The following is a 21,936-nucleotide window of genomic DNA, read 5'->3' as shown; positions in this document are numbered from 1 at the left end:
AAACTTTAAATAACATTCTGAACCTTTTGTACTTTTGGTAAAGTTGGTTTTCTTCCCAAATACAACGCAATCATGGCACCCGTAAATGTAAGAATACATAACGGTAAAAGAGAAACAGGAAAGCTGCCAGAATAGTCTTTCACAATGCCCATAATAGAGTTCATGAGTCCAGTACCAATATGTGCGATGGTATTCACCGCTGCGATACCAACAGCAACTAAAGTTGGTGGTAACCGTTCAGAAACCAGTGCCCAAAAAGGACCTTTAATCGCATAATTACCCATCAAAATTAGAGAGAATAGAACTAAGCTCAGTGTTAAAGATGAGGTGAAAATAGTGAGAAGCAAACCAAAACTCGTTACAAACAATGGAATAGCTGTATTTAGGCTCTTATTGCCAGTTTTATCAGCATGTATTCCCCAAATAATCATGAAAACAGCAGCTAAACCAAATGGAATCATATTTAAAAGACCAGTTTGCATAGCAGTCAGATGAAAAGATTTTAATATTTGAGGCATCCATAACGATAAAATGTTGCTGGTTGCTGAGCTTCCCGCATAGATAATCGCGAAGAACCATAAATATTTATTGGTAATAAGAAGCTTGAATTTACTTTTTTTCTGTTCTGCACTGTCTTGTTTTTCAGAATTTAAGAGTTGGTTTTTTTCAAAAGTTAAAGTGCTTGATAGCCATTCTTTTTCTTCTTTATTTAACCATTTCACATTGTTTGCAGTATTCGGTAGCCATACAAGACATAACAGACCAAGGAGAATTGCAGGTAATGCTTCAAAAATTAAAAGGACTTGCCATCCACTTAACCCAAGCAAACCATGTAGGTTCAATAATAAAGCCGACAGAGGTGAACCGATAAAGTTAGATAAAGGAATGGCAACCATAAATATGGCAACAATTCTAGCCATATATCTTTTAGGGAACCATAGCGTTAAATACAGTAACACGCCCGGGAAAAATCCAGCTTCGGCTGCACCGAGTAAAAAACGTGAGATTGCATATGAAGTGGGGCCAGTAATGAAAGCTGTACAGCAACCGACAATTCCCCAAGTAATCATAATTCTGGCAATCCAGATACGTGCACCCAACTTTTCCATTGCCATATTACTTGGTATTTCAAATATGACGTATGCAATAAAGAATAAGGTAGCCCCAAAACCAAAGGCGGTAGCAGTTAAACCAATTTCTTGATTCATAGTTAATGCCGCGAAACCAATATTTACTCTATCAATATAGGCGATGAAATAACAAAGAATCAGGAAGGGAAGAATACGAAAAGAAAGTTTACGGATCGTTGACTTTTCTACTTCCGAGATAGATATATCATTTTTCATACATACTCCTTATGTACGTGAGAAACCAAAAAGCTCGGTAGGATTCTGGTTTAAAATTAAACATCGTTCGTGTTTATCAAATACAATCTGTTTAAAAGCTTTAATTGCATCTTCATAAGTGATTAAAGATTCATGTTGGGTATGCGGCCAATCACTTCCCCAAACGAGTTTGTGTAAAAACCCTTTTTCTTTAAAAATGTTATAGGCCTGCTGGGCTATATTAATATTGTTGGGACTAGCGCCTAAACGGTAGAAGCCGGACACTTTAATCCAGTGCTGCTTTACGTTAACTAAGCTTAAAAACTCCTGATAATCCGGATCATCAATCCCTTTAGCTGGGTCAACCCGACCAAAATGATCAATCACAACATTGAAGTTGTATTCACTTAATTGAGGCAAAAGCTGAACTAGATACTTTGTTGGCGCGTGTAATTCAACTTGCCAATTTAGACGTTCTAGATTTCCTAAAAAACTTTGCCATTCAAAGGTATTTAATGCAGGAAGATTTAGACCAAATAGATTTAAACGAACACCAACAATACCTTGTTCTTTGAGTTGAAATAGCTCATCAAAAGCCGTTGTATGTTGAACAACGGCAATCCCTTTTAAACGGTCAGGGTATTGCTGAATCGCTTGTAACATCGCTTGGTTATTTGTCCCTAAAAAGCTGGGTTGAACCAAAATGCCATGCCTGAAATTGTGTCGATCGAGATGAGAGATAAAACTTTGCACAGTTGCATCATAATCAGGTGCATAACGTGCTGTTTCAATACTGTGATCCTGTGTCGAAAAAACATGTGCATGTGTATCTATACAGTTCATTTTCATCTCACATTACAAATTTTAAAGCGAAAATCGCGATTAAAGCGGCAATAACTCCTACAGGAATTGCTTTAAATAACAGTTGATTAAAGAATTTAGTTTTATCCATATCTGCTGGTGCAGAAGCCATAATGAGGCTACCGCCAGACGAGAAAGGAGAAATAGCTGTCGATTGAGCGCCAACAACAATACAAATGAAGAGCACAAGCGGATTTAGGCCAGATGTAACTGCAAGTGCAGGAACAATTGGGAATAAGGTAGGAGCAACAACGCCTAGAGTGCTTGAAAATACAGACATAATGGCACTGATGAGACATAACAGTACTGGAATGATCCAGACAGGCACATTGTTTGCTAACCATTCAGAAAGTGTTGTAATAATGCCAAGTTTCACACCTAATGCGATGAGCATACCGACACCGCAAATCATGATCAGTGTTCCCCAAGGCACAAGTGCAATCACCTTTTTCTCATCGGCAAGTTTCATGAGTAAACTTATGAGCGAAAAGGTAATAGCAAGGAAGGCAATATCAATTTTGGAGTTTAAAAAGCTGATGGTTTTTGCATCTGGAAAAACAAGGTGCAAAATTGGAAAAACTAAAACAATCGACATCATTAAAATAATAAGAAAGATAGATTGTTTCTGTTTTTTGTCGAATGGTTCAGGCTTTTGATCTTCAATAACAATAGAATTACTTTTTCTATTCCAGAGCGTGTAAATTCCCAATACCGCAATTGGAATTAATAAAGTTAAGACAAAAATTCCACCACTATATGAAAAAGCTGTTTGTGAGCTAATGCCTGTATTTTCCATTAAGCTTCGGAAAATAATGCCACTTTGTGATGTCATAAAATTTGCGCCGGCTAAAGCGCCATAATTTGCAGCCATCCCACCAATAACCATATTCATATTGGTTTTTTTACACAGCAGCAATGTAATCGGCGCCATAAAAGCAAGAACTGTATAAAAACCAGCACCTAGGCCTGCAATAATGGTCGCGGCGAAAAAAATCGCTAAAGGTAAAAATTGTGGAAACTTACGGCATTTATATAAAAGATGGCTGGCAAGCTTCTCTAAAGCGCCATTTGCTAGGGCAAAGTTATAAAACAAAGTGACAGATAAAATAATAAAGAAAATTTTGACAGGCCATAATTCAATAACTTCGGAAGGCTTAAGTCCCATGCCAAAGCAGCCAATCAGGTAGGCAAACGCTATCGTAAAAAATCCAATATTAATTTTTGTTTTATAACCTAAGCCTATCGATATAGCTAAAGCCATTAGCATCAATGCAGTCATATTATCTTCCTTGATAAATATATAAACATCTAAACATATATATGTTTGGTTTTTTGTATTACACAGAACTATGCTAATATTGTCAAATCGATTTCATAATGTTTAACGCAAATGCTTGATGAGACTGCATTTAAAAATTTTAAATTGCCAAGATATGAAAAGGTACGTTGGGAGCTTCAAAAACTACTGATCCAGTCAAAATGGACAGTGGAAGAACCTATTCCAAGTGAACAAGAACTTGCGCAAATGTATAGCGTATCGGTGGGAACCGTAAGAAAAGCCGTAGAAGGGCTAGTCGAAGACGGCCTATTAGTGAAACAGCAAGGAAAAGGAACCTTTCTTAAGCAACCTAATTTTGAAAATTCACTTATCCGTTTTTTTAGATTACGTAATAAAAAAGGCGAGTTCATTCAGCCACAAGGACAAATCAAAAAAGTTGAAGTGTGCGATGCAATACCAGAGGTAAATGCAGAGCTTGGGCTAGGGCTTACCGAAAAGTTGCTTTATATCGAGCGCGTTCGAAAAAACGAAGAAGTCGTTGTTTTAAGTGAAAAAATTTGGCTGCCTGAACGCTTATTTAGAAATCTGGAAGAAATACCAATCACTGAGTTTGGTAATTTACTTTATCCTTTTTATTATCAGCACTGTGGTCAATTTATTTCTTCTGCAACAGAACGGTTAACCTTTGAGAAAAATATCAAAGATAGTTTTTTAAATAATAATCTTGAAGACCCTTTAGTGAAGGTATGCCGTATTGCAAAAAATCTTGAAGGTGTAGCAGTTGAATATCGTGAGTCATTTGGTTTGGCTCATAATTTTCATTACGAAATATCAATTAATTAGTGTTTCAAAATTAACTTCGATATTACGAATTACCTTTAATAAACGCATAAATATAGCTCGATAGAGAAATATCTATCGAGCTATTATAAATGATAAGAATTATAAATTCGGGGCGGTGGTCAAGCAAATATGCGGCCTTAATGTTACTAGTGACTTATTGCTTCAAAGGAATCCAGCCGGGCATGCTTTGAATGATGGTCCATAGCTTCTCTGGGATATTGAGAGCATTTACTTTAGTTGGATCAAGTTCGACAACTATTTCTTGTCCTTCTCTAAGGCTATCAACCCAGTCTGGATTGATAATCAATCCGCGTCCAATCGCAACCATAGACAGTCCAGTATCTAGTGCTTGCTTGGCTTGATCTGGTGTCAGGATACCACCAGCGGCTAAGACAGGCACGCGATTGTCCACTCGATCAAGAATGTGGTTGATGATGGATGACCCAGTTGGATCGTCGATAGGGCGGTCAGTCAACAGGTTAGCCAAAGAGACGTGGATATAATCAATCCCAAGGTCCAACAACTGATCAATAAAAGTAAGAGTTTGATTAATGCGGTATCCTTCATCTCCTGTCTCTTCGGGCGAAAGGCGAACACCGATGGCAAATGGACGGTCAGCATGCTGGGCTACGACGCGCTTGATCTCTGCAATGACTGCTAATGGAAACCGCATGCGGTTTTCCAATGAGCCGCCCCATTCATCACTGCGCGTATTAGTAGCTGGCGACAAGAAGTTTTGCAAAAGAAAACCGTGTGCGCCATGTACTTCTATCCCGTCGAAGCCAGCTTCGATACCGCGTCGTGCTGCCTCGCCGAATGCCTTTATTATTTCCAAGACTTCATTGTCTGCTAGTGCCCGAGGTGTCTGTGATGCCATGAAGGGAGTAGCTTTTGTCATAATTGCGCTCGAGCTCACTACGTCTGCATTGGGAATCAGTTGAGGCAAAGCCTTGTTGCCCGCATGAAATAGCTGAAGAATGGCTGGTGCGCCACCACTTTTTGCAGCATCCGCGAGCCGTTTAAGGCTTGGAATATAACTATCATCAGCAGCAGAAAACTCATGTGTAAACCCGATACCATTGGGTGTAACTTGGGCACAGCCGCTAATGACCAAGCCCACACCTTTAACACGGAGCCGATAATAGGCTTCCTCTTCATCCGAGATTTGAAAATCATCAGTACTAGACCAAGTTGTCATGGGTGACATCACTATACGGTTGCGAAGGGTGATGCCTGAAGCAAGCTTAAGCGGATGGAAGAAATTATTGAGAATAGACATCAAAAAACTCTTAAAAAGGTGTGATGTTTAATGGTGTACATTATAAACCTAGTTTCAATTAGGTACTTTAAGTAGCCTAGGTATCCTCGTGTAAACCATCTCTCCATGCATTTTGTGGCAATTACTCGTTGTGCAGTTATGATGGAATCTTCAATCAAGCTAGCTAAGTAGGAAGGCTGGAACCTTATTGTTCAAGCTTTGAGATTGGTATAAAATTTACACCTAGTACCATATTGGTATGTGGTTGATCGGAGAGATTCATGGAAAATTCGATGTTAGTTATTGAACCGCAGTGCTTTTCATCAAATTGCCCAAGCAGAGTTTTATTTGATCAGATTGCAGATAAGTGGTCGATGATGGTATTAGCCGTTTTAGATGACGGACCACATCGTTTTAATGCGATTAAGCGTCGGCTGGAAGGTGTTACACAAAAGGCTCTAACCCAGTGTCTTCGCCGTTTGGAGCGTAATGGACTTATCTCCCGTCACGTGATTTCATCTCCACTCGCTGTTCAATATGAAATCACGCCTTTGGGTAATACATTGCAGCAACCCTTGCGACAACTGCATGCATGGACAATTGATAAGCTTCCAATGGTTGAAAGCGCTCGAAATGTATTCGATCAGCAAAATTCGGTGTGAATACATTGCCGAACGAGTTCATATCCTAAGAAATAAGCCAATTTTACTATTGAAGAGTTGGCTTAAGTCTATTTCTTGTTCGTATCCACAGAAACTAAAACAGATAAACCAGGACGCAATAATTTAATATCCGGTTGGTTCTCAACAAGTCTGATGCGTAACGGAAGGCGCTGAACAATTTTGGTAAAGTTACCAGTCGCATTCGTTGCAGAAATTGGTGAGAAAAATGCGCCCGTAGATGGTGAAAAGCTATCTACCACACCTTTTAATTCAACGTTATAAGCATCGACATAGACATTAACAGGTTGTCCGATTTTGATTTGTTTTAACTCAATTTCTCGAAAGTTTGCTTCAACGTAAACTTGATTTAAAGGCACAACAACCATTAATGGATTACCAGCGCCAACAAAGTTACCGACGTTGGCAGACTTCTGACCAATCATGCCATCAATAGGTGCTCGAACTTCTGTATAGCTCAGATTCAGTTTTGCTTTATCAAGGGCAGCCTGTGCCTGTTTAAGGGCAGCTTGTTTGGCTTGTACCTGAATCTTGTATTGGTTTAATTGATATTGCGCATCGATTACTTTTTCTTTGCTGCTGTCTAAGTCGGCATATTGTTCAGTCAATGTGGTTTTTGACTGTTGCGTAATTAATCTAGATTCGGCACCAAGTGCCTGTAATTGTTCATAACGGGCGGTATTATCTTTTGTGAGTTTAATTCCAGCTTCTACTTTTCTAAGCTGGGCTTCTGTTTCACGAATAACAGTCGGTTGCCTATCAACTGCCAGCATTGCTTCGCTTAAGTCTGCTTGTGCTTTTGCATAATTCGATTCAGCTTCAGCCAAAGCAGCCTGATAATCACGTGCATCAATGCGTGCTAAAAGTTGTCCTTTTTTTACAGTCTGATGATCTTTAATATAAATTTCTTCAATATTGCCAGACACTTTAGGGGCAATGGTTGAGTACTCTACATCCACACGTGCATCGTCTGTCTCAACAATTGAAGAAGGTAAAAATATAAGTTTTAAAACCCATAAAATGGATGCTAAAACAATAATAAATGCGATAACCATAACCCAATGCTTTTTAAGATATTGCACCTTTGTTAACTTGGGTGGTTCGATGTTGGTGGTATCTTGGGCTTCGAGAGTACTCATAAAGATTTTCCTGAGTTATGACTATTCATTAACTTAATGAGAGCAATACGTGGCGGATAAGTTCTAACGGGCAAAATCAGCATAACGATCAATAAAAACGCAGCCAATCCCGCTAAAAGTAGATATTGATCGCTAATGACTAAAACAGATTGCTGCGCTTGAATCGCAGAATTTAGAGCTGATAAACCACCTGAAACACGTTCTGCGCCATTTTCAGTCAGTACAGGTGGGGTCAGAGGGTTAATAACAGGGCCTTGAATATTTTGGAAAACATGTTGGGCTGTATTTTCAATTAGTCGTGTTGAATGGTATTCACCGCGTACTCGGTTCACCCAATCCAAAATACAAACACCAAGTACACCACTAATGGCACGTGGGGTATTAATCATCGGTGAAGCGTAAATTGCCATGGTTGGATGAACGCTGTTTGTCCCCATCATGAGCAACGAGAGCACTACACAGGTTTGTCCTAAACATGAAATCGCGTGCCAAAAATAAAATTGATCTTGATTCCATGTGGTGTCGAGCTGACTTGCACCTAAACAGCCTGCGATTACTAGAAGCAAACCAAAGCCATGCACATATCGACTATCAACCCAAGCTTGATTTAAAAGCTTAACGACAATGGGAATATAGATAAATTGCAATGCCGCGATTTGTAAACCAATCCACATGGTTTGGGTGGGTTTATAGCCGTGTACAGCACTCAGGTAATTGAGTGGTAATGTACTTGTCGACATCCCAATAATCACAAAGCAAAACAGCGCAAAAATGGCATAAGCAAAATTTCGTATTTCGAGCATTTGCGGTTTAATTAATGGGGATGGAGAACGCCATTCATGTATCAAAAATAACGGTAAGGTGATAGCACTTGTTAAAGCCAATACACAAATTAATTTAGAATGGAACCAATCTAGATGATTGCCATGCAATAACATGGTGCTCAGGCTTGCCAAGCTAACGATGGCTAAAATAGCGCCTGTCCAATCGTAAGTTTTTATTCTTGAATAATTTAAAGGGTCTTGGGGAATACCAAAATACACCAGTGCAGCGCTTAGCGCGCAAAAAGGAATGGTTTGGAAAAATATCATTTTCCAGCCAATCACATCTAAATAAAAGGCAGAAAGCGCAGCACTTAAGTTGGGAAAGAAAGTCGCAGTTAATGCGTAGCAGGCTAGACCCCATAGTCGAATATCTGGCCCCAAAAATCTAAGTGCACATGCCATGAGCAAAGGAATGGTTAAACCATTAGCTAGACCTTGTAAGGCGCGTAATAAATAAAATATTTCGATATTTGGACTAAAAGGAATTAAAACACTAGAGAAGAGGCAAAGCCCTATGGCAAAAAGAAGAACTCTTCGCATAGAAAAAATGACCGCCCAACTGGTGGAAAGTATCATTCCAATAATCATGGCACTGGCATAAATACTGTTGACCCAATAACCGGAGTCAACACTAATTCCCATAGCTCCACGTATGTCGACTAAGGTAATGCTGGTAATTCGGTTATTAAATTCAACAGTCATTGCAGCAAATATTGCACCTGCTAAACCGATGAGTGGCTTTGTATTCATCTTTTACCTTAAATCTTAAACATCAATTCATTGCACGGAGTAGATATTTACTGTACTGTACCGATCGGTACTCTACTCTCTAATTAAATTTCCGTCAATTCTCGATTTTGAACTTTTCGATGAGTTACACTACAAACGAAGTCGCTAAAATTGTTATAAGGTCACTATGTCTGGTTCAACCAAAGCTAATGAAAAAGATCAAAAAATTCTGGATGCAGCAACAAAGTTTTTTTTGATCCACGGCTTTAGTGGTACAACGACAGACATGATTCAAAAAGAGGCAGGTGTTTCAAAAGCAACCATGTATGGTTGTTATAAAAATAAAGAAGTGATGTTTGCTGCCGTGATTGAAAGACAATGTACGAACATGCAAGAGCAAATTATATTAGTCGAGACAAAAGCCGAAAATCTACGTTCTGCTTTAACTGAAATCGGGAAAACCTATCTGCGATTTATATTATCTCCATCTGGTCTTTCATTTTTTAGAGTATGTATTGCAGAAGCAGTCAGGTTTCCAGAGTTATCTGAAAGATTCTTTCAAGTTGGCCCACAGCGACTTGCTAATATTATTGCGGGTTATCTTGAAAAATCAGCCAAAAATGGTGAAATTGAATTAGAGTCTTCTTCAGATATCACAGCGAATATATTTTTAGCATTACTACGAAGTGATGCACATCTTAAGTGTCTTACACATCCTAATTACATCATATCGGATAGTGAAATTAGTTCTTGGGTTGAATATGCAGTTGGTTTATTTATGAAAAATATAAATTATCGCCAGAATTAATTTTTTTAGCTTTATAGGCTGTAAAAGATAAATATTTTTAGCTATGGAGAATATTTATCTTGGCTAAGTAGGTGATGTATATCTCTTTAATATAAAAAAAATAAATATTGCATATAAATATCTTGAATAAATGTTAATTTCCTGTATGCTTAACTTAACTAGAAAAAAGACTTGTAGTAAATCTTCTTTAAGTATCGCAGTTTTAGTCATAATCCTTCGTTTTTTCAGATCTTAAGCTCAATTCGTTATTATTTTTTCAAAGTTATATTTGTCATTTTAAAATGACTCAAATTATTAAAATCAAAGGATATATTATGTCTAATACAAGTAATGGTACAGTAAAGTGGTTTAACGAAACTAAAGGTTTTGGTTTTATTCAACAAGAATCTGGTCCAGATGTATTTGCCCATTTTAAAGAAATTGCTTCTTCTGGCTTCAAAACTTTATATGAAGGTCAGCAAGTAACATTTAATATCGCTCAAGGCCAAAAAGGTCCAAGTGCTGTGAATATTATTCCACAGTAATAAGCGACAAAAAAAAGCCCTGATTATTCAGGGCTTTTTTATTTATTATGAATCAACTTTTAGCTGACGATGAATTAATCTTAATTCTAAATTTTCCAAGCCAACGACCTGATCATTTGAATCAACCAGCTTTAATTTAAGTAAATCATTTGTATTTTTGTGGAAAACTTTAACGACATCTTTATCAGCTTCAATAAAGTTGCTGCCAGATTCAAGCATTGCAAGTAATACAACATTTAAGCTTCTACCTTTTGGCGTGAGTAAATACTCTTTTCGCTCTCTAACGCCGATTTCCTTATAAATAGATAATTCAAATATTTCTAATTGGATAAGATGTTTTAGTCGATTAGATAAAATTTGCTTTGATATGCCTGTATTTTCTAAAAATTCATTAAATTTGGTTACCCCATAAAAAGCTTCTCTTAATAAGAGGATGGTCCACGTGTCATTCAATATTTCAGCAATTTGAAAAATCCCGCACACATCTGCCGAGAATTTATTATTTGGAATAATTTGATTTGACATTCAGTGGGGCTCCAATTAGCATGAGTCTACAATTTAGACCTAGGGTTAATTCAGGTAGCATTATGCCATTTATAAATATACAAACAATAGAAGGCTTACTAGATAAAGAAAGTAAGGCTGAGCTTTTTAAACGAATAGCAGATTTATTTGTAGAGATTGAAGGAAAGGGAAATGCTGCTTTTCGGGAGCATGTCTGGATACGAATTGATGAGTATCCTCCTGAACAGTGGCAATTAGGTCACTTGCGACCAACAAAAGAGATGATTGAAATAATATCTAAAGCTAACTAACTATTATTCTTCCAATGGTGTTCGGTGTAGAAATACCGACATAACAAACCTGAATTATTTTTAGGATAATTCAGGTTATAAAAAATTAATCTGCTAAATGCTTGTCTATTTTTATACGCTCTTTATATCCACCGACGGCGGAACGCCAAAAAAGCGTTTATATTCTCGAGAAAATTGCGACAAACTTTCATAGCCTACTTGCATGCTTGTAGATGAAATATCACATTCTTCAGTGATTAATAAACGCCGTGCTTCGGTCAGTCTCATTCTTTTTTGATATTGTAAGGGGCTCATTGAAGTAATATCACGAAAATGCTGGTGAAAACTTGAAGCGCTCATACCCATTGTGCTTGCAAGCTCTTCAATGCTAAATGATTTTGCAAAATTTGTTTTTAACCATTCAATGGCTTTCACAATTCGATGGCCTGTAGTTCCTGCCGCTACAATTCGTTTAAGTCGGTCACCTTGCGGACTCATTAATAAACGATAAAAAATTTCCTTAATAATAAGGGGAGACAAGATTGGGATGTCTTGTGGTGTGTCTAGTAATTTTAATAACCGTATAAAAGCATCATTCAGTTCCGAATTTACGACCCCAACAGCCATTCCTTTTTTTTCAGTATTTGTATCTTTAAAAGGAATATGGGCTTCAAGCATGATTTGGGCAAGCACATAGGGGTCTAGTCGTAGCACTATTGAAAGATAAGGTTGTTCAACTGAAGCTTCAAGAACTTGAGCAATCACAGGCAGGTCAATTGCAGTAAAAAGGAAATGATTTGAATCATAGGTATAGGCTTCTTCGCTAAGAATCACCTGTTTTTTCCCTTGAGCAATCATACATAGACTGGCATCCATCATACTGCTCGTTGGTTGGGTCAATGTTTCTGCACGAAATAAAGTCAGTCCCATAATAGGCGTTTCGAATGTACCTTTTTCACGGGTCCATTGATCGATAAGTTGAGCCAGTGTTTCATTATTGCCTAGAGACATATTCGTCATTCAGATTGCACCTATTGTCATCTGTGTTTTTATTGTAGGCATTTCAAATAAGAAAAATAGAGAGAATTGCAATAATTCGGAGGATTAGGCAAATCTGTGAGAGGAATAGAACAACACCTTACAGCTTTCATTTTTATACTGATGAATATGGCAAAAAGTCGATTGATTAAAGCCTGTTGATTCATCGTTTCCACAACGTATTCACGGCTTTTCAAAATCTATAGCCACCAATGAAGATCCAGCCAAGAAATCGTCTTTATTTAAACATTAAACATGAGAGAAAAAATATGACAATTGAAGTTTTAGGTTATGCCGCGCTGTCATCAGAAACTCCTTTAGTTCCGTTTAAGTTTGAACGTAGAACCCCACGTGAAGATGATGTTGTCATTCAAATCGAATATTGTGGTGTTTGCCATTCCGATTTACATCAAGCTAAAAACGATTGGGGATTCAGTGCTTATCCAATAGTTCCCGGTCATGAAATTGTAGGTCGTGTCACATCGATCGGTGCCAAAGTCACGAAATATAAGGTCGGTGATTTAGTGGGCATTGGCTGTATGGTCGATTCATGCCGTACTTGTTCTGCTTGTCATTCAGGACTAGAGCAATATTGTGAAGAAGGTAACATCCAGACTTATGGTAGTGTAGATCGTCATGATCAACGACCAACCTATGGTGGATATTCTCAAACAATTACTTGTAGCGAAGATTTTGTATTAAAAGTACCTGAAAATTTGGATGCTCAGGCTGTACCACCGTTACTTTGTGCCGGAATTACCACATGGTCACCACTTCGCCATTGGAATATTGGGAAGGGCAGTAAAGTTGCAGTCGTTGGTTTAGGTGGCTTGGGACATATGGCTATTAAACTTGCAAATGCTCTAGGGGCTGAAGTGACATTATTTACCCGCTCAGCCAACAAAGAACAAGATGCAAAACAACTCGGTGCGCATCACGTGGTGTTATCAACTGATGAAAATCAAATGCAGTCAGTCGTAAATCAGTTTGATTTAATTATTGATACTGTGCCTTATAACCATGATCTTAAGCCTTATATTCCAACTTTAGCTTTAAATGGAACAATTGTGCTGGTTGGATATTTGGGTGAAATTAGCGCAAATTCAGTGCCTATGATTTTAGGTAGAAAATCAATTGCTGGCTCGGTAATTGGTGGAATTAAAGAAACACAAGAGTTACTCGATTTTTGTGGTGAACATAACATCGTTTCTGAGGTAGAGATGATTGATATGCAAAATATTAATGAAGCTTTTGAGCGTATGTTAAAGAGTGATGTGAAATATCGTTTTGTTATTGATATGAAAACATTATCGGAAGATTAATTTGGTTTAATCTGGGCTGTGCATTCTGCCATTAGGGTGCACACCCACATATTGCTCGTTTCTTGCTTAAGTGCGGGTTCAAATAAAAAACGCTAATGATTTGAATGAAATTATGTTATTTTCCGACCTACATTAATGAGAATAAGTTTTCATGTATCGGTTTGGGACCATAATTGGCTTGCTAGCAATATTGCTACAGAACTTTGTGTTCTGGCAAAGCCTATTACCCAATGAAATGCATCAGCAAGCGGTATGTGAGCAAATTGTAGAAGTGATGAATCATTCAAAAATGAGCTCGGAACTACATTCTTCTCATCATCTTAAAAACGATTCAAATAAAAAGCTTCTAGATAAAAGCACTCACCACGACTCAAACATAGGTTGTCATTTTTGTTATTTGTATAGCCATATCGCCACAATTGATGGCTTCAAATTATCTCTGTTTGAAATTGGAGTGACGGTTCGCTTAATTATATTAGCTACCCTCACTTATATATTATTTTATTTACGGCGTTTATTTCTCTCGCCCCAAGGCCGTGCTCCACCTCAACAACTTTGTTTTGCTTAATTGGTTAATGGGTACAGATAAGTCCCTCATTCATTACTAAACAGAGTTTGTCATGTCTAAATTTTTACTCAATCCACTGGCGTGGAGTATTTTGTTTGCTCAATTTTCGATGTCGGCAATGGCGCAAAGCCAAACTGATCAGCAGATTGCTGAGTTAGAGAAAATAACAATTAAGGCTGAAGATGTTGCCGAGACTTCTATTTCTTCAACAGCGTTAACTCAATTTGAGCATAGCTTATTGAGTGTTCCATTTACCAAGTCCCATGTGTCGGAACAAGATATTAAGAACAATAATATTCAGCGGGTGAGTGGTGCATTATCACGAGTGAATGGCGTGGTTTATCAGGATAGTTATGGTGGAGGTTTTTGGGACAATTATTCATTCCGTGGCTTTAGCACCGACCCCAATATGGGAACTAGCTATTTACGTAATGGTCTGAGTTCTTTAAGTGGCATTCATACTCCAAGAGATATGGTCAATGTCCAAGCAATTGATTTCTTAAAAGGTCCAATGGCTGCCATGTATGGGCAAGGTGCTATTGGTGGCATTATGAACATTACAACAAAACAACCCGAGTGGACGAAAAAAAATGAGGCGAGTTTAAGTGGTAGTACCTTAGAAGAATATCGGGCTTCTCTAGACAGTACAGGTGCATTAAGTGATGCCGTGGCTTATAGACTTGGGCTGGCTTATGAAAATAACCAAAGTTTTAGAGATCATGTCGATAGTCAACATTACTTTGTTGCCCCTCAGCTTGCATGGAAAATATCGGATCAAACACAACTCAATCTCGACACTGAGTTTTCCGAACACCAAGGTGTTTTTGATCGTGGTGTCCCGATGGTTAATGGGCAGTTTGTTGTCAACAAAAAGACCTTTTTAGGCGAACCATCGGATGGTGATATTAAGGTTAAAGATCAGATGTATCAGTTACGTTTGAATCATCAATTCAATGAAAACTGGAATAACACGACCGCTCTTAGCTATAACCATGGGGAGCGGGCAGGAACCTCAACTGAAATTTCAAGTATTGCCGCAGATGGACAAACCTCAAACCGTTTTAGACGTTACCGTCAATTTGAAACAGATACATTTCAGCTTCAGTCAATTCTGCGCGGGAAGTTTAATACGGGAGCGGTAAAGCACGAACTTGTTGCAAATGTCGAGGCTGGACACTACACCATAGATCAAATTCAACTGCGTAATGCCGTGGGTACATCAAGCCCGATTAATATTTACAATCCAGTGTATGGGCAAAATATTTTAGCGCTAACTAGAACAACAAAAAATACGAAAGAAACTCAAAATATGTTGGGAGTGAATTTACAAGATCAGCTCTTTTTAAATCCTCAATGGAATGTACTGATTGGGGGACGTTTTAACCGTCTGGAACAACAAATTGATGACTATAAAACAGGTCTTTCAGATCAACAGGACTTTACGCCGTTTAGTCCACGCGTGGGTGTGAACTACCAGCCTACGACAAAACTTTCCTTCTATAGCAACTGGGGTAAATCTTTCGAGTTAAATACGGGACTCAATAAAGACAATCAACTTTATGACCCAGAGAAAACTCAAAGTTGGGAAATTGGAGCCAAATACGAATATCTACCGCAAAGCTGGTTTGGACTGACCTATTTTGACTTAGATAAACAACATCTATTGACTGAAGGTATTACCGATACGTATGTAGATAGTGGTCGTGTACAGAGCCATGGTGTAGAAGTCGAGTTAAAACATCAATTCAATGATCATCTTCGTGTGGGAGCCAATTATACTTTTACAAAGGCATCGGTCATTGAAAGCGAAGTTGATACAAAAGGTGCTCGTCTTAAAAATATTCCGAGACACACCGCAAATTTAAATGCGGACTACCAGTTTGAACTATTGGGAAGAGAAGCTGGTTTGGTAGGAACGATCAACTATTTTGGCAAACGCAGCGCGAACTACATAGATAATGGAACCAGTTTGCCAGAATTTACGGTGGTGAATGTTGGGGGCTATGTACAAGTTCGTCCTGATCTGCGGGCGCAATTGAACGTTGATAACTTGTTCGATAAGGACTATTACGTTTCGAGTTATACCGATGAATGGGTACAACCTGAAGAGCCATTAAAGGCAACTTTATCTTTGACTTGGAACTTTTAATTCAAAAAGGAGTTAGGCAAAGTTTAAGTCTAACTCCTTTTTTAAGATTTATAAATTTATGGCTTAGAAGGAATGTATTTACGCATTGCAAAGATGAATAGCGTAAATAATATGCTAAAACCAAAAATAGGTAAGCTTAGGCCTAATACAATGCTCACCAATATTAATGATAATTTTTGTTGGCCAGTTGCACGCTTCCAAATAAATAAGCTTTGACCAACAAAGTGGGTTGTCATGAGTTTTAAATTTGAGTTTTTAAATGCAGCCTTATATGCATAAATAATCATGATACAAAGTGCAAGCGCATAAAGTGCGAGAACCAACTGATTTATCCAGCCAAATAAAATACCAATATGAGCATCAACTCCCCAACGAGTTAGTTTTGCCACCAGTGAATAGTCTTTAAAAGCAAGTTGATCGAGGACTTTGTGTTGTTCCATATCAATTGCGATGCTATCTGCTTGAGTTGGCCATTTACGCTGAATTTCGGCTACAGTCCAAGCTTGATTTCCACTGGTGGGTGGTTTGATTTGTATTTGTGCCGCCTCAATGCCATGTGCTCTAGCTATTGAAAGAGCGGTATCGTACTCACCTGACACAATATTTAAATTAAGATTTTCACTGTGTGGCATCTCGTGATGTTCATGATGCATCACTGTAGGTAAATTATCTGTTTGAAGAGAAGTTGCTAATGTTGGGGTTTGCCAGTTGAGCCATTGACGAGCAACCCGAATATTATCTCCAGCCCACTCGGACCATGTAAGACCAGTAATGGCAATGAATAATAAGAGCGGAAATAAAATTAAACCAAGCGTGCTATGCCATCTTAATAATTTATTTTTTTGTGTTTGCCTGATTTTTAAATTTTGACGACGTTTCCACCAATTATACAGTCCAGTTAAAGTCAAAATTGCTAACCAACTTGCTGCCAGTTCACTGTAAAAGCGGCCCCATTTGCCAAGTAATAAGTTGCTATGTAATTGGTCGAGCGTAGTTCGAAACGGTAGAACTCCACTGGTCCCATAGACAGCCAGATGACCTTTGGCTTGAAGCGTAAAAGGATCAATGAAAACAGCTTCACTCGTAAAATGATGGATCGGGTCTGAGAAAATGACACGAGTTGTCTGATCAGCGCTTGGGGCTGGTCTAACTTCAATGACCTGCGCGGACTTGGGCATCACTTGCTTTGCGGCTTCAATTTGCTGACTCAGCTTATACTGCGCCTTATTTAGCGGCTCAACATACAGAACATTTTTATAAATCGCTTGTTCAAGTTGAGGTGTAATTGCATAGAGTAAGCCGGTGAATGCTGCGACCAATATAAATGGTGCAATAAAAATACCAGCATAAATATGAATTAAACGGTAAAGACTACGCCAGAAGGATGAATGGGTCAGCATCAGAAGATAATGTCTATCAGGTGTTGGGCGGATTATAACGACTTATTTCTCTTAATGTTGATCGAGCTGTAACTGCTATTAAATTATTTGAATGGCGCTTAGGCAGAGTGTTTAGACTAATAATTAGATAGTTTTTATTACTTGGTAAATTTGGCGCTTTTTTTGCTTAGTATTTAAGATCTTATTTGATAACTCTACAACTTATAATTCAAACTGTTTTGCTTCTTTATTAGTATTAAAAAAACCGCTTATATTAAAATAAGCGGTTTTATTAGAATAAAGTTTTATTGCAGTCCAAAACTAGTGATGGCCTTGTGAAACGCCACTATTCCCATCAGGAAGACTAATTCGAATATTTTGCATCATGCCTTGATCTTCATGATCTAAAATATGGCAGTGCAATACAAAGTCACCGATGTAGCGTTGGTACTTGGTTCGAACAACGACTTTATAACTGGCTCCTTTTACATTTTTAACCCAAATGGTGTCTTTCCATGTACCTTTGAGACCGCGGTATTGTGGGTCGGGTGGAGCCGATTTGTCGTAGTCATCAACGGCATTGATATCGCTGACATCCTTATTGTTAGGGTCTGTGATCGCTACGATCTGAAACGGGTTTACATGAATATGAAAAGGGTGGCTGGCTAATTTAGAAGTGAGTATCCATTCATCAGTTTTACCTAACTCGAGCGTACGGTCAATTCGGTCTGGTTTGTATGGTTTTCCATTCACCTGAAACTGAACTGGATTAGCATTCGTATCAATATTAAATTCTAAAAATTGTCTATTTGATGTTGCTGGTAGGTCCTGATGAGGAACAAAGTGGCTGAGCTTTAGATTTTGTTGTAAATCTTGAAGTACTGCGGGACGCATATCTGGGGCAATATTTCGGTATGCATTATTGCTTAAAGCCGTTGTTAAAGACTGCGTTGCAGAGCTGGCTTTATTGACTTGAACTATACCGAGTAAGTGTTTCTGTGAAAAAGTACGATCCACGTTAGCAGAAGCAGAAGCCGCTTCATCAATTAAACAATAACGACCTTCTTGTGGGAATTGAATTAATGCGTCGTAACGATAACCTGGTTGAAAGACGGTTACTGTTTTGTCCATAACTTGTTTGAGGGTTAGACCGTCGGCTGCGATGATGTGTTGATTCACAATAGGTCCTGTACAACTCTCACTTAATAAGTTCTTTTCACCCATTGGTGTCAAATTGAGTTTGGATGGAATATTTTGCATTTGACGAACGCTCAGGTTGATACTGTCGCGGACACCTGCATGTACCATTCGCCAACGCTCAACTTGTCCTGCAACCGCTTGAGTGATGAAGGGTTGAACTTCTCCATTAATGCTCGTATATCGTCCTGATTTTCCCCAATCGCCAGGGCCAAAACCTTGATAATCTCTAATTTCACCAATTTGATTGTTTTGGCAAATATAGTTGCCATTTTGATCGGTTTCGATTTTTCCGTTAGCATCGTAGCAAGCATATTGGATTTGCTGAAAAACCAACGTTCTTTCTTTAAACCCGTAAGTGAGTAAATCTAAATCACCTGTCTTATTTGGGGTAGGCTGGCGATATCCGCGAATAATTAACGCACCTGCCATGCCACTTGCAACTTGAATAGCAGTTGAACCATGTCGATGTGGATGGTACCAAAATGTTCCAGCTGGATGATCGGGGGGAATGTTGTATTCATATTGGAAATTAACACCCGGATTAATCGAAATTAAAACGTTATCACTATTTCCTGCTGGGTTAATCCATAAACCGTGAGTGTGCATGTTCGTGCCATCAAAACAATGTGGTTTATTCACATCAAAATGATCGCCAGTACAACTTGGGTCTTTAGGAAATTTTTTGTGAGTAATCGGGTCTATATCAAGTTGATTATCTAAATTTGCCCGTACAGTTTCTCCGGGAAATACTTCAATTGTCGGAGCAATATAAGGCGTATTGGGTTGCGTATTTGTACCTTGATAACTACGTAAAAGGACTTCGTCATAACGATTTGTCGCTGGGTTCCAAAGTCTGTTCCTCGTTTTTTTAACTTCCCAAGTAAACAATGCTTCATTTGAAGATTGCATTTGCGGTGCATTTGTTAATGACTTTGTAGGATTCGGTGCAGCAAGTAATGCGACATGATTACGTGCAACAGCCATATCGGGTGGGTCTTCTAATACACGTTCAGCAGAATCATTTGCTGATGCAGACCAACTAAGCAAAGTTAGAGGAGTGCACAATATTAAATGAGCTATTTTCATAATGAATATAGGCCTGAAAAAATCAGGCCTCTCCCTTAAATTATTATTTTGAAGTTTCTAAGCGAACCTGAGAAATACTCAAGCCTTGAGAGCTTACTTTTTCTTTAACTTGATCAAGCGTTAAATCAGTAGCAACAAACTGAACTTCTAAGTCTTCAGCAGGCATGCCTAATTGCTTAACCTGATCACTAACTTGATAAACCAATTGACCAATATGACCTGGGTGCCCGCCGTGGTCATGATCTAACACACCGAAGTAGTTAATTGTGGCAACATAAATTTTTTGGTCAGGTTTATTTTTTGGAGATAGATAAATCTTATAGGTTAGATTTGGATTACCAATCATTTGGACATTATCTAATATTAAATAGGTTTGTCCTGATGAGAGCGTTGTTTGAGTAAGTTGACTTGAGTTCTCTAAGAAACTTGCAGTTTGAGGGGCTAAGGCTACTTTTTGGGTTACACCCATAAGCTTAATGGTTTTATTACTGCTCACTGGTTTATGATTCATTTTAAATAGGTTTGCTTTTTCAGCACCTTTACTACTCATAACTGGTGCTTGAACTTTACAAGCATTTTCATTGGTATATCGAACTGGGATTTTACCAGGGGTGAATACATCAGCAATGGTCATGGTGACTTTGTTGCCGTTTTCATCTGCAAATGTATATCGAGTGTCATACCAACTATCTGGCATACCTAAATTTTTCTTGGCCCACTCAAGTGTAATCGGTTGCCCATTTGCTTTTTTATTTAACCAGCATTGCCATAAGCGATCTATATTTGCATGGTGCATATAAAATACGGGGTCTAAGCCTGCAATAGGTACAAATCCCATATCTGGTAGCACACAGTTTTTACCTACTGCACAGTGCATTACACCATGGGGTTGGGATTGTAACTGGTTAGAGAAATCTTTGAAGTTATCCCATTTAAAGGCTTGAGCAGCGCTGGCATTATCTGGATCTATGGCGCTGATATTTGTATTTAAACCCGGTGTACGGAACTGATCATATAAAGTACCAGCCTGTTTACCGCGGACCAATTGAGGCAGTGCTAAGCCTTGACCATTAGCAGCTTTTTCTTGGTAATAGTCCCAATAGGGAAGTGAATAATCTTGCCCAACATATTTACGTACTGTTCGCTCATAAAAATAAAGCATCATACGGTGCCAAGGTAAGAAATTTAGATTGCCATGTTGGCATGTACCCCAAACTTCATCGGTAAAGCCATCATTTGGGACTGGTGAATTTTGAATATGCTTATAGTAACTATCACATACTGCTTTACTATATACCTGTAAACACTGGGGCATACGGTATTGATTAACATAATAATCTTTGTCTGTTGCATGTGTACCTGTACCAAAATAGCCATGTGTATTGGCCCAGTAATTAAAGCTTGTACGAAACTCCGGTGATAAGGGGGGAGCATTATTATTTGCCCGCATTTTTTCCAAACCTTTTTGTAATGCACTTACTTTGGCTGGATCTTTTGCAAACTCCGTTGCACTCATTCGTAGTGAGTCGGCATGGGTTGTTAAGCTCATGCTAAATAATAGAGTGCCTAAAATATAATAATTTCGCTTCATGATTTTAAATCCTTGTCATGTTTAATGTTCTTATATTTGATTATTTGTAATGTATGAATTTACCCTTGGTTTGGATAATTCTTAACCTAATCTAGCATATAAAATAGTTTTTATTAAAGTTTTATGTTTAATATTAATAATGAAAAAATTTAATTTTAAATCGTGTAATTTTTTAGAAAAACTTAATTATTTAATATATTTTTTTAATGTGGTTCTATTGAGGGTTAAAATAAAAATTTAATTTTAAATCGTGTAATCTGTTTTGTTTTTTTAATTTTATAGTTATGAGGTCTCATTATTTTTCTGGATTAAATTTTTTAAATATTAAAGCTAAAACTTTCTGATTAAATTTAAATATTGAAAAGTAAGTGATTTCAGTTGAATGGTTTAAAGCAAATTCTAAATATTTTGGAAATGACTATTCATTTTTCGAGTTTTAAAAATCACAATCACATGATTATTAAGTTTATTTTGTAATTCTGGCATTTTTATTGCTTAATTACTCTTATCTTCAGCACAACACTTGATTTGACTGCCGT

General features: G+C 37.9%; 18 protein-coding genes. 7 read left to right on the top strand and 11 right to left on the bottom strand.

Annotation, left to right across the window (positions count from 1 at the left end; all coding sequences use genetic code 11):
• Nucleotides 1-5: 5 nt before the first annotated feature.
• Genes ACPF64_RS14045 through ACPF64_RS14035 form a run of 3 tightly spaced genes read right to left on the bottom strand, consistent with a single transcriptional unit; the run spans nt 6 to nt 3,465 of the window.
• Nucleotides 6-1,346 (bottom strand): MFS transporter, encoded by a 1,341-nt coding sequence (locus ACPF64_RS14045; protein WP_017390825.1) that lies wholly within the window; start codon nt 1,344-1,346, stop codon nt 6-8.
• 9 nt (nt 1,347-1,355) lie between these two features.
• On the bottom strand, nt 1,356-2,168 hold the full coding sequence (locus ACPF64_RS14040; RefSeq protein ID WP_426454016.1) for an amidohydrolase family protein: 813 nt from the start codon (nt 2,166-2,168) through the stop codon (nt 1,356-1,358).
• A 7-nt stretch (nt 2,169-2,175) separates the two neighbouring features.
• Entirely contained in the window at nt 2,176-3,465 is a 1,290-nt protein-coding gene (locus ACPF64_RS14035) for an SLC13 family permease (RefSeq protein ID WP_151744943.1), read from the bottom strand.
• Between the two features lie 111 nt (nt 3,466-3,576).
• Between ACPF64_RS14035 and ACPF64_RS14030 the strand changes: the two genes are divergently transcribed.
• The gene (locus tag ACPF64_RS14030; protein ID WP_426454013.1) at nt 3,577-4,308 is read left to right on the top strand and encodes a GntR family transcriptional regulator; all 732 of its coding nucleotides are present in this window, start codon (nt 3,577-3,579) and stop codon (nt 4,306-4,308) included.
• A 154-nt stretch (nt 4,309-4,462) separates the two neighbouring features.
• On the opposite strand, the gene ACPF64_RS14025 is transcribed toward ACPF64_RS14030, so the two are convergent.
• Nucleotides 4,463-5,587 (bottom strand): NADH-dependent flavin oxidoreductase, encoded by a 1,125-nt coding sequence (locus tag ACPF64_RS14025; protein ID WP_426454012.1) that lies wholly within the window; start codon nt 5,585-5,587, stop codon nt 4,463-4,465.
• Nucleotides 5,588-5,847: 260 nt separating this feature from the next.
• Between ACPF64_RS14025 and ACPF64_RS14020 the strand changes: the two genes are divergently transcribed.
• Entirely contained in the window at nt 5,848-6,228 is a 381-nt protein-coding gene (locus ACPF64_RS14020; protein WP_004642892.1) for a winged helix-turn-helix transcriptional regulator, read from the top strand.
• 68 nt (nt 6,229-6,296) lie between these two features.
• On the opposite strand, the gene ACPF64_RS14015 is transcribed toward ACPF64_RS14020, so the two are convergent.
• Both ACPF64_RS14015 and ACPF64_RS14010 read right to left on the bottom strand, forming a co-directional pair.
• On the bottom strand, nt 6,297-7,385 hold the full coding sequence (locus ACPF64_RS14015; protein ID WP_426454009.1) for an HlyD family secretion protein: 1,089 nt from the start codon (nt 7,383-7,385) through the stop codon (nt 6,297-6,299).
• A complete protein-coding gene (locus ACPF64_RS14010; protein ID WP_426454007.1) occupies nt 7,382-8,959 on the bottom strand; it encodes an MFS transporter in 1,578 nt (525 codons plus the stop codon). Before ACPF64_RS14010 ends, ACPF64_RS14015 begins: the two co-directional genes overlap by 4 nt.
• Before the next feature lie 166 nt (nt 8,960-9,125).
• Here ACPF64_RS14010 and ACPF64_RS14005 point away from each other — a divergent pair, with 166 nt between their 5' ends.
• Together ACPF64_RS14005 and ACPF64_RS14000 are read left to right on the top strand one after the other, a co-directional pair.
• On the top strand, nt 9,126-9,746 hold the full coding sequence (locus tag ACPF64_RS14005; RefSeq protein ID WP_426454005.1) for a TetR/AcrR family transcriptional regulator: 621 nt from the start codon (nt 9,126-9,128) through the stop codon (nt 9,744-9,746).
• Nucleotides 9,747-10,060: 314 nt separating this feature from the next.
• Complete coding sequence (locus tag ACPF64_RS14000) at nt 10,061-10,270, top strand: cold-shock protein (RefSeq protein ID WP_005040451.1); 210 nt, start codon at nt 10,061-10,063, stop codon at nt 10,268-10,270.
• 45 nt (nt 10,271-10,315) lie between these two features.
• On the opposite strand, the gene ACPF64_RS13995 is transcribed toward ACPF64_RS14000, so the two are convergent.
• Nucleotides 10,316-10,795, bottom strand: coding sequence for a winged helix-turn-helix transcriptional regulator (locus tag ACPF64_RS13995; RefSeq protein ID WP_426454002.1), 480 nt, complete (start codon nt 10,793-10,795; stop codon nt 10,316-10,318).
• Between the two features lie 62 nt (nt 10,796-10,857).
• Here ACPF64_RS13995 and ACPF64_RS13990 point away from each other — a divergent pair, with 62 nt between their 5' ends.
• Nucleotides 10,858-11,085 (top strand): tautomerase family protein, encoded by a 228-nt coding sequence (locus ACPF64_RS13990; RefSeq protein WP_004642882.1) that lies wholly within the window; start codon nt 10,858-10,860, stop codon nt 11,083-11,085.
• A 111-nt stretch (nt 11,086-11,196) separates the two neighbouring features.
• Here ACPF64_RS13990 and ACPF64_RS13985 read toward each other — a convergent pair whose 3' ends face one another.
• Nucleotides 11,197-12,084 carry an AraC family transcriptional regulator gene (locus ACPF64_RS13985; protein ID WP_045431791.1) on the bottom strand — a complete coding sequence of 296 codons (888 nt, stop codon included), beginning with the start codon at nt 12,082-12,084 and terminating at the stop codon, nt 11,197-11,199.
• A 287-nt stretch (nt 12,085-12,371) separates the two neighbouring features.
• Here ACPF64_RS13985 and ACPF64_RS13980 point away from each other — a divergent pair, with 287 nt between their 5' ends.
• On the top strand, nt 12,372-13,424 hold the full coding sequence (locus ACPF64_RS13980; RefSeq protein ID WP_416657906.1) for an NAD(P)-dependent alcohol dehydrogenase: 1,053 nt from the start codon (nt 12,372-12,374) through the stop codon (nt 13,422-13,424).
• A gap of 620 nt (nt 13,425-14,044) precedes the next feature.
• On the top strand, nt 14,045-16,141 hold the full coding sequence (locus ACPF64_RS13975; RefSeq protein ID WP_426453999.1) for a TonB-dependent receptor: 2,097 nt from the start codon (nt 14,045-14,047) through the stop codon (nt 16,139-16,141).
• 56 nt (nt 16,142-16,197) lie between these two features.
• On the opposite strand, the gene ACPF64_RS13970 is transcribed toward ACPF64_RS13975, so the two are convergent.
• From ACPF64_RS13970 to ACPF64_RS13960, 3 genes are all read right to left on the bottom strand, one after another.
• On the bottom strand, nt 16,198-17,541 hold the full coding sequence (locus ACPF64_RS13970; RefSeq protein ID WP_426453997.1) for a PepSY-associated TM helix domain-containing protein: 1,344 nt from the start codon (nt 17,539-17,541) through the stop codon (nt 16,198-16,200).
• A gap of 300 nt (nt 17,542-17,841) precedes the next feature.
• A complete protein-coding gene (locus tag ACPF64_RS13965) occupies nt 17,842-19,806 on the bottom strand; it encodes a multicopper oxidase family protein (protein WP_426453995.1) in 1,965 nt (654 codons plus the stop codon).
• 43 nt (nt 19,807-19,849) lie between these two features.
• Nucleotides 19,850-21,397 (bottom strand): tyrosinase family protein, encoded by a 1,548-nt coding sequence (locus ACPF64_RS13960; RefSeq protein ID WP_426453993.1) that lies wholly within the window; start codon nt 21,395-21,397, stop codon nt 19,850-19,852.
• Nucleotides 21,398-21,936: the final 539 nt, after the last annotated feature.

It is taken from the genome of Acinetobacter sp. KB005 (assembly GCF_049949095.1).
Lineage (GTDB): Bacteria > Pseudomonadota > Gammaproteobacteria > Pseudomonadales > Moraxellaceae > Acinetobacter > Acinetobacter calcoaceticus.
Note: the sequence above shows the minus strand (reverse complement) of the source record. Positions and strands in the feature narration are given on the sequence as shown.